13 protein-coding genes are annotated in these 13,559 nt (G+C 33.7%); 3 read left to right on the top strand and 10 right to left on the bottom strand.

Going from position 1 to position 13,559, the window contains the following annotated elements:
- Positions 1-77: 77 nt before the first annotated feature.
- Together OIU83_RS13535 and OIU83_RS13530 are read left to right on the top strand one after the other, a co-directional pair.
- Complete coding sequence (locus tag OIU83_RS13535; RefSeq protein ID WP_264206797.1) at positions 78-1,535, top strand: FAD-dependent oxidoreductase; 1,458 nt, start codon at positions 78-80, stop codon at positions 1,533-1,535.
- A 108-nt stretch (positions 1,536-1,643) separates the two neighbouring features.
- Positions 1,644-2,219: a hypothetical protein gene (locus OIU83_RS13530; protein ID WP_264206796.1), complete on the top strand. Its 576-nt coding sequence runs from the start codon at positions 1,644-1,646 to the stop codon at positions 2,217-2,219.
- A 174-nt stretch (positions 2,220-2,393) separates the two neighbouring features.
- On the opposite strand, the gene OIU83_RS13525 is transcribed toward OIU83_RS13530, so the two are convergent.
- The 10 genes from OIU83_RS13525 to OIU83_RS13480 all read right to left on the bottom strand — a co-directional run bounded on the left by OIU83_RS13525 (position 2,394) and on the right by OIU83_RS13480 (position 12,241).
- On the bottom strand, positions 2,394-3,668 hold the full coding sequence (locus OIU83_RS13525) for a DUF2268 domain-containing protein (RefSeq protein ID WP_264206795.1): 1,275 nt from the start codon (positions 3,666-3,668) through the stop codon (positions 2,394-2,396).
- 257 nt (positions 3,669-3,925) lie between these two features.
- Complete coding sequence (locus OIU83_RS13520; protein ID WP_264206794.1) at positions 3,926-4,522, bottom strand: NAD(P)H-dependent oxidoreductase; 597 nt, start codon at positions 4,520-4,522, stop codon at positions 3,926-3,928.
- A 44-nt stretch (positions 4,523-4,566) separates the two neighbouring features.
- Positions 4,567-5,688, bottom strand: coding sequence for an aldo/keto reductase (locus OIU83_RS13515; protein WP_319005355.1), 1,122 nt, complete (start codon positions 5,686-5,688; stop codon positions 4,567-4,569).
- Positions 5,689-5,841: 153 nt separating this feature from the next.
- Positions 5,842-6,708, bottom strand: a complete 867-nt coding sequence (locus OIU83_RS13510; protein WP_264206793.1) for a helix-turn-helix domain-containing protein — start codon at positions 6,706-6,708, stop codon at positions 5,842-5,844.
- Between the two features lie 202 nt (positions 6,709-6,910).
- Positions 6,911-7,867: a hypothetical protein gene (locus tag OIU83_RS13505; RefSeq protein ID WP_264206792.1), complete on the bottom strand. Its 957-nt coding sequence runs from the start codon at positions 7,865-7,867 to the stop codon at positions 6,911-6,913.
- A 415-nt stretch (positions 7,868-8,282) separates the two neighbouring features.
- The gene (locus OIU83_RS13500) at positions 8,283-8,765 is read right to left on the bottom strand and encodes a cyclophilin-like fold protein (RefSeq protein ID WP_264206791.1); all 483 of its coding nucleotides are present in this window, start codon (positions 8,763-8,765) and stop codon (positions 8,283-8,285) included.
- A 38-nt stretch (positions 8,766-8,803) separates the two neighbouring features.
- A complete protein-coding gene (locus OIU83_RS13495) occupies positions 8,804-9,784 on the bottom strand; it encodes an alpha/beta hydrolase (protein ID WP_264206790.1) in 981 nt (326 codons plus the stop codon).
- A 106-nt stretch (positions 9,785-9,890) separates the two neighbouring features.
- Entirely contained in the window at positions 9,891-10,469 is a 579-nt protein-coding gene (locus OIU83_RS13490) for a sugar O-acetyltransferase (protein WP_264206789.1), read from the bottom strand.
- Between the two features lie 84 nt (positions 10,470-10,553).
- A complete protein-coding gene (locus tag OIU83_RS13485) occupies positions 10,554-11,429 on the bottom strand; it encodes a helix-turn-helix domain-containing protein (protein WP_264206788.1) in 876 nt (291 codons plus the stop codon).
- A 284-nt stretch (positions 11,430-11,713) separates the two neighbouring features.
- Positions 11,714-12,241 carry a hypothetical protein gene (locus OIU83_RS13480; protein WP_264206787.1) on the bottom strand — a complete coding sequence of 176 codons (528 nt, stop codon included), beginning with the start codon at positions 12,239-12,241 and terminating at the stop codon, positions 11,714-11,716.
- A 183-nt stretch (positions 12,242-12,424) separates the two neighbouring features.
- Here OIU83_RS13480 and OIU83_RS13475 point away from each other — a divergent pair, with 183 nt between their 5' ends.
- Entirely contained in the window at positions 12,425-13,315 is an 891-nt protein-coding gene (locus OIU83_RS13475; protein WP_264206786.1) for a winged helix-turn-helix domain-containing protein, read from the top strand.
- The last annotated feature ends 244 nt before the right edge of the window (positions 13,316-13,559 follow it).

Below are 13,559 nucleotides of genomic sequence, written 5' to 3'. Positions count from 1 at the left end.
TAAATAATAAATAGGTCTCACCATAACTCTTATTTTTGCATACAGAACGAAGTCAAGATTAAGTTAATAAAGAGGAAGTGAAAAAAGGAGAAAATGAAGAGGTAAGCTGGACTACTTGCCAGGAATGCCAAGGACGTGGCAAAAAAAGCAGAAGAATCAGCAAGAAAGTGCGACTCCAATACCAAATAGCTCTCGATCAATTTGAAAAAAACAAAGACGAAGGAACAGCTCCAATTCGCCCTAAAGGACATTTGTACTCCTGCCCGATCTGTCACGGATCTGGATTGGTACGTTCTTCTAGTCCACCTGTGGTAGATAAAGAAAACTATCCACAAGTTGCTATTATTGGTGCTGGTATAGGCGGAGTTGCTCTGGCTGTGGCTTGCTTACATCGCGGAATCCCTTTTACTCTTTACGAACGTGATAATGATTTTGCTGCCCGATCTCAAGGCTATGGACTTACTTTGCAACAAGCTAGTAAAGCAATCGAAGGATTAGGTATTTTTTCTTTAAAAGATGGCGTGGTTTCAACAAGGCATCTCGTTCATACAACAGAAGGAAAAGTGATTGGTGAATGGGGAGTTAGAAAGTGGATACAATCTGATATAAAAACTTCTCCGAAACGTTCAAATATACATATTGCACGACAATCTTTGCGCTTAGAGCTACTTGAACAACTGGGCAAGCATGATGTTGTAGAATGGGGACATCAATTAATCGATTTTAAAGAATCTGAGGATGGAAGCGTTGATTTAAGCTTTCTGGTAAATGGTAAGATAAAGACCTCAAAGGCAGATCTTGTAGTTGGAGCCGATGGTATTCGTAGTTCAGTCCGCAGATTACTTATTGGCGAGGAAACTACTCCATTGCGTTACCTGGATTGTATTGTAATATTGGGGATTTGTCCTTTAAGCGCTCTCGAAGGTCTTAATAATTCTTTACTGGATTCTGCTACCGTATTTCAAACTGCCAATGGTAACGAGCGAATCTATATTATGCCTTATACGTCAGATTCGGTTATGTGGCAACTCAGCTTCCCAATGCCAGAAGAAGAAGCAAAAGCGTTAAGTGCTCAAGGTATTCAAGCGCTCAAGGAAGAAGCTTGTCGTAGAACTCAATGGCACGACCCTATTCCTCAGATAATAACAGCGACTCAAGAAGCTCAAATTTCTGGCTATCCTGTTTATGATCGAGAATTACTCAAACCCGAATTGTTACAAAAAGGACAACAAGTAACTCTTATTGGAGATGCAGCTCACCCAATGAGTCCATTTAAAGGACAAGGAGCAAATCAGGCGCTACTGGATGCGCTCTCACTGGCTCGAGGAATCACAAAAGAATGCAGACCTTTATCTCAATGGAGGAAAGCTGGAATTAGGAAAAGTGTATTAAATGATTTTGAAGCAGAAATGCTAGAACGCAGCGCTGTAAAAGTAAAAGATTCAGCAGAAGCCGCACAGTTCCTGCATTCTGAAATTGTGCTTCATGAGGGCGATCAGCCGAGAGGAAGATGTTTGACGAAAAAAGACGTGTAACAAATCTTAGCCGATTTATTTGAGCTAGTCTCTAATCATATCTGAATTTAGTGGAATTAGTGTTTTTATTCTTATTTTCGTTAAGCAAGAATAACAAATATAACGCTTATGAAATTTTTCAAACCTTATTATTCTTTATTTGGCTTACTCTTTTTAACTGGTTGTATTGGAAATATGAATCCTACAGGTGGAAATTCTACGCCAAATTATCCTTACTTTATCACTACAGAACCATTGGTTGTTAAAAAGATATTGGTTCCGGCGGGGACAAAGTTATCTTATGAAGAGTCCTTTTTTAAAAAAGGGAAACAAGATAAAATGCTAAGTGAGGAAAAACTCATTACACTAGAACTTCCAATTAATCAAACAATAGATTGGGGTGGTGTTCCCGTAACTTCGATTAATAAATTTTTTAATTCGGAAATGCATGGTTTTACAGTTTATGCAAACTTTGATAAATTAAGTAATGATAAAAAAACTAAATTCTCTGACTTGTGGCAAAGTTGCAGTAATGATTTAGGAATTACAGTGCAAAATACTGATGATTGGTCTTTTAACACAAAAAACATTTCAGATGTTGAGAGTTGTAGTGTACTCTATCAGCGCTATTTTAAGGACAATGCAGATCAGCAAAATTTTTTAAATAATATATATGCCGAACTTATGAAAATTGGTTCAAAATAAAAATGACATTCTTTACAGGCATGTAAACCATTACCGTGCTATTGTTGCTTCTCTCCTATTGGCAGAAAAAAAATCAAATTATAGTACAAAAATCTAAGAAATAATATTTTAATAAAAATTAAGCTCGCTTAAAAAGAATTAAACGAGCTTAATTTATCTGCTAAAATGTTGTGTTTATTTCATCCTGCTTAGTTTCTCCTCCCAACCGCTTTCGGCTAAAAATTTTCTATAATCTTGAATATTTAGCATTTCAGAAATGGCTTTCTTTTTGTCTTTTGCATTTTCGTAATACGCTTTGCAAATTTCATAACCAATCCAATAACCTTGGTCAGGTGGATTATCTGCTGAAGATTGTTTTGAATTTGCAATCCAATTATTGTATCTATTAAAATACATATCTTTTGTGAATTTTTCCCAAATTACCTTTTCTTTTCCTTGTGCCCAATTCATCAAATCTGGATTTGCGGTACTTCCACTTATCAACTCACCGATAAAATCACCCATTCCTTCAATTATTACATAACCTAAAGTAATGGTGTCTCTCTTTGTTTTTTGTTGAAAATGTATCAGTTCATGTGCAAGTAAATTAGGTAAATATTTAATTTTGCTTAATCTCGTTTTTTGTCTTTCGCTTAGTTCATCTGTTGGTGTTTCATCACTTTCACTTGCTTGATTCAGTCCAATTAATAAGCCGTTTTTTGAAACGGTTCCGCCACTTGTAAAAGCGCCAATGACAAAATAAATGTCAGGAAATTTGGCAGCAGGATAGATATCTTTTAAGTTTTGAAATGATTTTCTAAAATCCTTTTTATAGTCATCAACTTTTAAAGTGTTTTTTTTGATAGAATGGTAAAACTTAGGTGCTGATTTTATATGCTTAATAAACTCATCAATACTACCAACTTTACTGCCAAAATAATCATTCATTCCAATGCTCGCTTTGTCAAAGTAATAAGTTTTAAAAATTTCTTTATAATGAATCGAATCTTTATTGGCTAAATCGTATGCTTTCCAAAACCTATGAATATCTTCTGTAAAAAAAGTAACTTTTGCAGGATTGTCATTTACCGATTTTGTTTTTTCTTCTTTAAACCTTTTTATTAAATTATCCCATTCACTATTTCCGTGAAGAGAATTAAAATCGGTGTCGTTTGTAATATTGTCTTTATCATTATAACCAAAATCTACGGCTTTGTTTACGAAAATGAAAGCACTGTCTTTTTTATTTTGAAGGGCCAAACAACAAGCTGCATTATATAAAGCACCTGCTTTCCTACTAGGGAAATCAGCATACTGTGATGCTTTTATATATAAATTTGTAGCTAGGTTGTAGTTTTTTGCTTTGTACAAACTATCGGCAATGGAATTATAATTTGTTAAAGATTTGGTTTGTCCGAAACTATTAATGCTAAATAAGAGTAAAAGCAATACAATTTTAAAATGTCTCATGGTTAAATTTCTATTTGTTGGTTTTTTGGAAAATTTCACTTAAATGGTATACGCCGTTGGTTTGTTTAAAAACGTACGAATCTCATTATTTGCGTAAATATAATTTATTTTTGCTATGATATTTTTTGTTGAAACAAAAAATTACAATTCGATCGCTCGGATTTAAAATCTGTCTTGTAAAAATGTCAAACAACTGAGAATCTTTGAAAAAAATGCATTAAAGAAGCTACCTCTGTATTAGCTATACTTTCATTTTTTTAATTTTCAATCACATTTTTAAGATGTGCTGGATAATTTTCTAAATCGGATTCAATATTGGCACTTTTAAAAATATCAAAACAATTATACCCCTCAGCGATATCATAACCACAAAAACGGTAATTTGAACTTATATTTAAAAATAGATCTGATGTATCTTTACCTCTTAATAATTGTTGATTCGGATTATTAAAAGCTTCTTTTGGGGCATTCCAAGTTGCGCAGATCATGAATTTTTTCCCCTGCATTTTTCCTCCCGACCCGTATTGCTTGCTAACATCTTCTCTTGTTCTTCCGTCTCCGGAAAGAAATTTTTGACTATGTAATCCGCTATTAAAAACTTCATCAACATATTTTTTGTATATCCAAGGTGCGCCAAACCAGTTTACTGGCATTTGTAAAATTACAATATCGGCAAGTAAATGTTTTGCTACTTCCTCATCTGGATTGTAACCAGATTCAATTTTAGTTACTAAAATTTCGTAGTTCTCCGAACTGAAAAAATCTTTGGCTTTTTGAAGAAATGAGTTGTTAAGGGTTCCTTCTGTCCAATTAGGATAAGTTAAATGTGCGTCTATCAATAATACTTTTTTCATTATGTTTATTTTTAAAAATCAATATTTAATTAAATTTTCTCTTTTTATTCTACTATTTTCATTTGCATTTCGTTCATGCGTCCTCCATAAATTTCAATTTTAGACAATGCAGTATTTATACGGCTAAGGTCCGAAACTGTTAATTCAATATTTAGTGATGCTAAATTCTCGTTTAGGTGATCCATATTACGAGTACCTGGAATAGGAACTATAAATGTTTTTTGTGCCAAAAGCCAAGCTAACGAAATTTGGGCAGGAGTTGCATTTTTCTCTTTAGCAACTTTCTTAAGTAAATCGATAACAGGCATATTTGCTTTGATGTTTTCGGCAGAAAAACGATCAAACCCCGATCGAAGATCATTTTTAGGGTCAAATTTCGTATTACTATTAATTTTACCTGTTAAATATCCCATTCCAACTGGACCCCAAGGAACAAATCCAATACCTAGTTCTTCACAGGTTGCTAAAACGCCATTGCGTTCGGGACTTCTTTCCATAACAGAATATTCACTTTGAACAGCTGTGACAGGTTGAATAAGATGTGCTCTTTGTATCGTTTTTGCACTTGCTTCAGAAAGGCCAAAATGAAGTACCTTTCCCTCGTTGATAAGATCTTTAATTGCTCCTGCAACATCTTCAATTGGTACATTTGGATCGACACGGTGCTGATAATAAAGGTCTATTCGGTCAGTTTTAAGACGTTTAAGTGATTCCTCAACTACTTTTTTAATATGTTCTGGTCTGCTATTTGAACCACCTGCTTCAATATTAAATCCAAATTTACTAGCAATACTAATTTCATTACGGAATGGAGCAAGTGCTTCTCCAACAAGTTCTTCATTAATATACGGTCCGTAGACTTCGGCAGTATCAAAGAATGAAACTCCTTTTTCATATGATTCTCTGATAACGCGAATACCTTCTTTTTTGTTAGCAGATGGACCATAGTTGGCACTAATACTCATACACCCTGCTCCTAATGCTGAAACTTTAAGGTTTCCTAAATTTCTTGTTTTCATATTGGATTCTTTTTTATTGAATTTTACATCAGGATTATTTATTATTGGATCTGATGTGGCGCTCCATAGCAAGGGTGCCAAGATAATTCCAGTTCCGGCAAGAGCGGTTTGCTGAATAAAATTTCTTCGTGAATTGATTTCTTTCATATCTGTATCGTTTTTTTATTTCTCGATTTTACACGATAGTATAAAGGTTACGATGCAAAATTATAAATAAGCCATCTATGCAAAGGATACAGACTACTCCTAAAAAGGAAGCATTTTACTGATACAAAAAAAGCACCTTGTTATGGTGTTTGTCTATTGTTTTTGTCTTTTTAAAACTTCAGATCGGTATTGTTTCGGAGTCAAACCAAGATTTTTTTTAAAAAACTTAGCAAAGTAATTTGGGTAGTCAAAACCAAGTTCATAAGCTACATCAGCGTTATTGAGAGTGCTATTTTCTTTTAACAATGTTGTTGCTCTTTTAATGACCACTTCGTGTATGTTTTCAATGGCAGATTTTTGAGTAAAATGCTTAATGATATCTCCTAAATAATTTGGAGTTAAATCCAGTTTATCAGCAAAATATTGTACCGAAGGAATCTGACTTACAGGCTGGTTATAGTATTCGTTTAAGAGTTGCTGGAAATCTGATAGAATATGATTGTATTCTTTAGGATGTGTTGAGAATTGTCTTTTGTAAAAAGCTTCTACCAGTGAAATTAAAACATGAACATACGAAATTAATACCTCATAGTTTATCTGATTTTCTTGGTAGTATTTGAACATTAAATCAAAAATAATTTTAATTTCCTGAATTTCATTTTCAGTTAAATATAATGCTTCATGTTCGCCGTAATCAAGATAATTTTTAAATAAGAAACGATTCTTTTCTATTATTTTTTTTGAAAGCTGAAGGTACATTCCTGTGTAACTAGGCTCAACATCCCAACCATTGGCTCGATTTGGACTATTGAAGAAAACAGCAGTTATAGGTTTACCATCATCAGCCGATTTATCAATAAAATTAATTTTAAAAGAAATACGATAAAAATCGACTATTACAGGATCCGACTTTAAAAGCATATTAGAAGGATCGTAATATCCAACATCAATATCTTCATCCAAAGGTTCTTGTAACCCAATGTGGTTATTAAATGATTTAAAGTCTTTGAAGTTCTTCATACTGCAAAATTACCTTTTTATTAGATATAATTAGGTATCTGTATGAAACGGGTGCGTTAGTTTGTGGAACAGTTCCGATTATATTACGCGGCACAGTCCTATATGACAGAATCTTTCACGGCCTCGCTTTGTGATACATTTGGTAACAAGAAGCGGTTGAGATTTGAGTTAACCAGCATAAACAGATAAAATTAGTAACACTTTATTTTAGCATTTTAGCAGCATGTGGACAGCCAATAATTTTCTCAATCGCTGTAGAAAGCAGATCCTGAGGTCCTTTTAAAGAATCCGCAAGTACAGAATCCTTGGGAAAAACCATAGCGGCTGCAACATTATCCTGAACAATACGAGCCAAGTTGTCTAAAGCAACAGCCACTGTGTTTTCGGAAAAACTGGCTATTCCTATGGTAATCAAATGCGCATCTACCGTTTTAGGGTCCATCATATGACGCAATATTAGCCAATTCTGATTCAAGTTTTCAGTAGTCCAAATAGCTAAAACAATGGCGTAAGTTTTTTTCCATTGTTCCGAACCTAGTTTTTTGCGCCAGCGTTCCAACAGCCCTTCTACTCCATCGACCTGTGCCTTGGCAGCATAACTCATGTTGGTTTGAATGTCTCCCTGGACACTAGCTGTAAATGTCTGAAAACTTTCAATACTAAAGGAGTCTGCTTTTACAGAATCGTTTATAAATTGAATGCCGCCATCCAGTACTTTTGTACAAGATGCTAATGCAAGCTGTGGCAATTGGGCATCGGGTAAATTTTTCTGGGCTTCTTGAAGCGTCTCTTTGAACTTTTCCAAAGGTTTAACCCAATCTTTTATATGGGGTTGCTTTAAATAAGGTGCAATAATAACATAAATTCCAAGAGGCGTATGGCTAACTGATTTAACCAATTGAAACAGCTGGGGTACAGGCTGAACAGTTTCCTGTGTACCTTGATACACTAAAGTAAAAGTCCCTCCCTGTCCATCGTTTTGCACTACAATCACTGGACTTAAATGCCCAATTAATTCTGATTTTAAAGCTGAATAGTTTTCCTGCATGGCTGCATCAACTCCTAACACAGCATTTCTAGCCCTTGTCTTTTGGTTTGAATTAAACGCAACCATGTCTAAATCGTGCGAATCGATACTGATTTTTGGTTTGGTTTCCATTAGGACTGTTTTTATAATTTATAACCTCAAATTAAGGATTATTTTAGCTATAAAACATGCGTATTTATACGGTATTTCATTTTAAGTAGTTAAAGGAATGGGAATTAGGACGCAACAAGGTAAAGGCTAAAAGGTCTATTGTGTCTTTAGCGGCTGTAAGCCGAATTTACTTTTTTTAAGTTCACTGTTTTAAAACTGCTCCTCCGTTTTCATATTGATCTCAAATATGTTTGAAAAAAAACTTCATTATTTTTCTAATGAAGTTTCTGGATGGTCCTTACGAACCTATTTACGAACCATTTTTTACAAAATTTAGAAATACTTTCGGTCTAATATTATTGTTAATAATGGACTTTAAGATATAACTGAAATCTTTTATAATGAAACCGTTCATCTGGCTAAGAAAGAAATTTTCTTATTGAAATTCAAAGGTAATTTCTACATTTCCAGTACCAAGTGCATCGGTTAAGCCAGTTGTGTCATTAATACGCCCAAGATTAGTGTAACTGTAGGCTGTCGCAAAAGATTTGTAAAAAAGAACCAGCGTATTACTGCCATACATCATCAAATCTCCATTTTGAATATTTGATAGATTAGAGGCATTAACAGGTAAATTATTGGATAGATTGAAGTATTTTTCATTTCCGTTAAGCTCTGTCATATTAACCGTCATGGGCAACATTGCTTTAAAAGCAGCAGCTGTAGCGTTATTTGAAAGTGTAGCGTTAAAAACTTTTGAATCAATCTTAATTCTTATTTTACTATTCGTCATTTCGTTATCAGTAGTGTTTTCGTTATTTATAGAATCCGTAACACGTTGCTCTTGTTCTTTACTGCAGCATGAAAAAACTTTAAAAAAAGAAAACACCAAAATAAGCATTAAAATTTTCTGTTTCATAATGTTAATTTTTAGAATATTACAAGCTTAAAATGTAGTTATCCTTTTAAATATTTTGTAAAAAAGCTTTCCAATTTGTCAAACGGAATTAATTCGGTTTTATCATAAAGATCTACATGACCTGCATCTGGAACATAATATAATTCTTTTGGTTCAGCTGCTCGCTTATAAGCGTCTTCACTAAATTCTTTTGAGTGGGCTTTATCTCCAGTGATAAAAAGCAACGGGCGAGGCGAAATGGTCTCTATATCATTAAATGGATAAAAATTCATAAACTTAATATTACTGCTCAAAGTTGGATGAGTTGTAGTTTCTGGCGATCCATTTTTAGGAGTATATTCTCCTCTTGGTGTACGATAGAAATCGTAAAATTCGCGTTGTATAGGATGCGTATTTTCATCTAGTTTATGTACGGTTCCGCTTGTGTATTTTGTTTCACCTCCATTAAATTCTACATAACGTTGCTGAGCTGCTTCAGCTATAATTTTCTTTCTCTCTTCAAGTGTCTGCGAATGATTCAATGCATTACGATTCGCCGATCCCATATCATACATACTCACCGTTGCAATGGCTTTTAATCTTGGATCAATCTTAGCGGCACTTATAACAAAACTGCCACTGCCACAAACTCCAATTATGCCAATATTGTCTCTGTCAATAAACTGACGTGTTCCTAAAAAATCGACTGCAGCGCTAAAATCTTCAGCGTACATATCTGGAAGAACAGCGTTACGAGGCTCACCTGCGCTTTCTCCCCAAAAAGACAAATCAATAGCTAAAGTTATAAATCCTCGTTCTGCCATATTTACGGCATATACATCCGCACTTTGTTCCTTTACAGCTCCCATTGGATGTCCAACAATAATTGCAGGATTTTTTATATTTTGATTAATTTTTTTTGAAATAAAAAGATGTCCTGCAATCTCTAATTTATATTGATTTTTAAAAGTAACCTCGTACATTGTAACATTGTCACTTACTTTAAAAGTTGTAAATTCTGTTGCTGCGATCTGTTTCATTTTTGTTTGATCTTTTTGACTCTTTTGTGCGTAAGTTTGCCCATACAGCATAAGAGATATAATTATTAAAATTGAAATTCTTTTCATTTTATTTGTTTGAATATTGTTAATAATTTTCGGAAATAGATTTGATGATCTTAGCAGGGATACCACCTACAATAGTATTGTCGGGAACATCTTTAGAAACTACAGCGCCTGCTGCAACTATAGAATTTACACCTATTGTAACGCCCGGAAGTATTGTAGCTCCTACTCCTATCCAAGCTCCCTTTTTTATGATTATTGGTTGAGAAATTGTCGCTCTTCTTTCAGAAGGATTAATGGGATGATTGGTTGTTATAATATTTACTTTTGGACCAATAAGAACATTATCTTCAATCATAATACCGCCCCTATCCATAAAAGTACAGGCGTGATTTACAAATACATTTTTTCCAATGGTAATATTTTCTCCAAAATCAGAATAGAAAGGTGGAATTATAAAAAAGCTATCATCTACTTTTGTGCCAATTAATTCGCTAAAAATAGCATTGATTTCCTGTATATCATCTGTTACAAGCGTATTGAGCTTTGCAGTAGCGCGAATAGCCTTTTGAATAATCTGAAATAATTGGGGGTATTCTGGATCATCAAGCTGAATTGTTTCCCCAGATTTATCTCTTGTAAAAATTGATATAGTTTCCATATTTATTTGCATTTATTATGAATACAAAATTACAGGGGAACTAAATTTATGCAGTAAAACGAATCAAACCGATAGTTAAGAATTTCAAACTAGATCTAAACGAAAATTTTTGGGATTTGTTCCTGTATTCTTCTTAAAAAAGTTATTGAAGTAAGATGGATATTCAAAGCCAAGTGCATAAGCTATTTCTGCAATGTTCCAGTTAGTATGTTGTAAAAGTGCTTTTGCTTCGCCGATAATGCGCTCAGAAATATGAGTTGTAGTTGATTTTCCTGTAACAGCTTTCACTGCACGATTTAAATAATTAACATGCAATGATAACGCCTTTGAATAATCTTGTGCTGTTTTTAATTCGAGTGGTCGTTCACTGGTTTCAATAGGAAATTGTCTTTCCAATAATTCTAAAAAAACAGATGCAATTCTGGATTGAGCATTATTAGTGTTGGTATAATTTTCAGAAGGCTGCATTTTTAATGCTTCATGAATTATTAAATTAATGTAGTTTCGGATCAGATCATCTTTATAGGCATAATCTGTTTGCTGTTCCGTGATCATTTTTTGGAAGAGTGTATTCAAAAAATTCCTTTGTTCTTCGGTTATATTTAATATCGGAGTTCCTCCAATCTTAAATAATGAAGAATGCTGTAAACTTTCGGAACGGTCAGGTTTTAAAAATTCCTCAGAAAATAAACAAGTATAACCTACATAACTTGTTGAAATAGTTTCCCAGGAATATGGAATATGCGGATTCCCAAAAAACAAAACAGTTCCTTCGGCATTAAAACTTTTATCGGCGTAGTGAATAATGCTTTTCCCGGTAGTCAAACAGATTTTATAAAAATCTTTGCGGCTGTAATTGCGCGTTGCATTACCATCACTTTCTATTTGAAAAACATTAAAGCCTTTTAGTTTTAATTCAGTATTGAATTCTGAAACCGAGCGTGTTATTTTGTTTTGCATTTTACAAAGTTATAAAAAACAAACTTCGGTTCTAGAATAGTTTTACTCTTTTAAGATTATAAAATTTTGTAAAACAATTTTTGAAGTGTGTAAACAAAGAAACAACGCCACTGGAATCCAATGGCGTTGTTTGTCTTTTTGTGGAGTGTCAGGGATAGTAATCGAACACTTGATGCCAATTTTGACGTTTTTCGAAAATATAAAATTTTAGAATAAGAGTAGCATTAAAAACGACTGTTGCATATCCCTAATGCTTTTATGTGAATCTATTTTTAATTTATTACTTAGCAGCCGCCTTTGCGAGGGGCACGTTTATAAATTACTTTACTACCTCGTTGTACATAGTCGACCGATACTATTGGATATGAATACTTTGGCGCGTACGATACACTTTGGCTTTTTAAAATTATTTTGTCGTTAACTTTCAGGCTGTTCAATTGCTTAAGTTGAGACTCTTCTGGCTCAAATGTAAGAATATAATCTTCGCCATTAATTCTGGCCATTACTCCGTAACCTAGTAATGATCCTGGCGGAAGAGAAAGGCAGGTTATAACAGCCTCTAAATCGGTAAAGGCAGTTATATGCTTGCTTATTTTAGCAGCATCGATAAGAACTTTTTTACCTTTGGGAGACATTTTCCACTTTTTGACCTTTATACCATCAGGGGTAGCTTCCCATTTCTTTAATTCTGTTTTTTTTTCATCAGCAGAGAGTAGTTTTTTGGTAGTTTCATTTTTAATTTCGCAATTTGCAAACACTAGTCCACTTACTACAACCAGCGCTAAGATCAGCGCATAAATGATTTTTTTCATATTTTTTTTTAGGTTTAATTAAAACAGATCTATCTCATGATAAATCTTGGTCATGTAAAACATTCTTTTTATTTTTCACATCCTTATTAAAGTTGTTGAAACAAAATTACTTTGATATTTTTCTGTTTGATAGATATGAATTGTAAATAAAAATGTAAACTTTGTAAATAAAGTATTGACACTATGCTTGATAGCCAAAAACTTCTGTCCGGAAAACGCGGATACCTGTTTACATTGATAGTATTTCTGTTTATCTCTGTAATCTGTGTGGCTTTCAATATGGAGGATGATAATGATTTTGATATCTCCAGAAGGGAAGTTTTACTCCGCAGGATCGGACATGAACTACTTTTGCAGTCGGGCGACAGCACATCAAGAGTACTTCCGGTAAAAAAGATCGCCGAAAATGAATACCAAATTAGTTTTGAAAATGAACTTACTTTTCAACCTGATTCCCTAATAAGTATTACCAGACGTTTTTTAGACAAAACGCCCTTTGCCAGTAATTATATAGTTAACGTTCTGAACTGTGGCAATGGCAGTGTAGCTTATGGATATGCTATTTCAAAAAACAAGCAAGATGATATTGTAGCCTGTATAGGGAGAAAGCAGCCCAGAGCATGTTACATGATTAACATTAAATTTAAACCAACAGGGATAGCTACAGCAAAAAATGGATATCTTCTTGGTGGTCTGTCATTTTTAGCATTTGTTGGATTTGTTTTTTTGAGATCTGTTAAGCCACGAAAAGATTTTCCTGACAGTCAAGATACTAATATATTTACTTTGGGTTCAGTGTTGTTCGATGCGAAAAGTCGGAAGCTTATTATGAATGAGAAGACAATAGACCTGACGGCAACGGAAAACCGTGTATTGCTCATTTTTGCATTGTCTCCTAATGAGATCATAGAAAGAAACCGACTGCAAAAAGAGATATGGGAAGATGAAGGTGTTATTGTGGGCCGTAGTCTGGATATGTTCATATCAAAACTTAGAAAAAAACTAGAACATGATCCGGACATCAAAATTGTTGTTATTCGTGGCAAAGGATATAAGCTTAATATTAGCTCTTAAACAAAGGTTCTTATAGTTCTGAGATGCAAGAAATGGAGAATTTTCTTTTTTGGACTAACCTATTATCTACGATTAAATTATAAATCTACAGGTTTTCGTGTTGATCCTAGATTTTTTCTTATTCAGATTATCTAATCTTTTTGCTTAGTCCCCAACTTTTGAACATGCCCCATAAACAATGTATTTCATGAATTATATAAAATAAAAAAACTCCAAAATCAAATGACTTTGGAGTTTTTGGAAA

The organism is Flavobacterium shii (assembly GCF_025847235.1).
Lineage (GTDB): Bacteria > Bacteroidota > Bacteroidia > Flavobacteriales > Flavobacteriaceae > Flavobacterium > Flavobacterium shii.
This window is presented reverse-complemented; position numbering and strand designations above follow the sequence as displayed.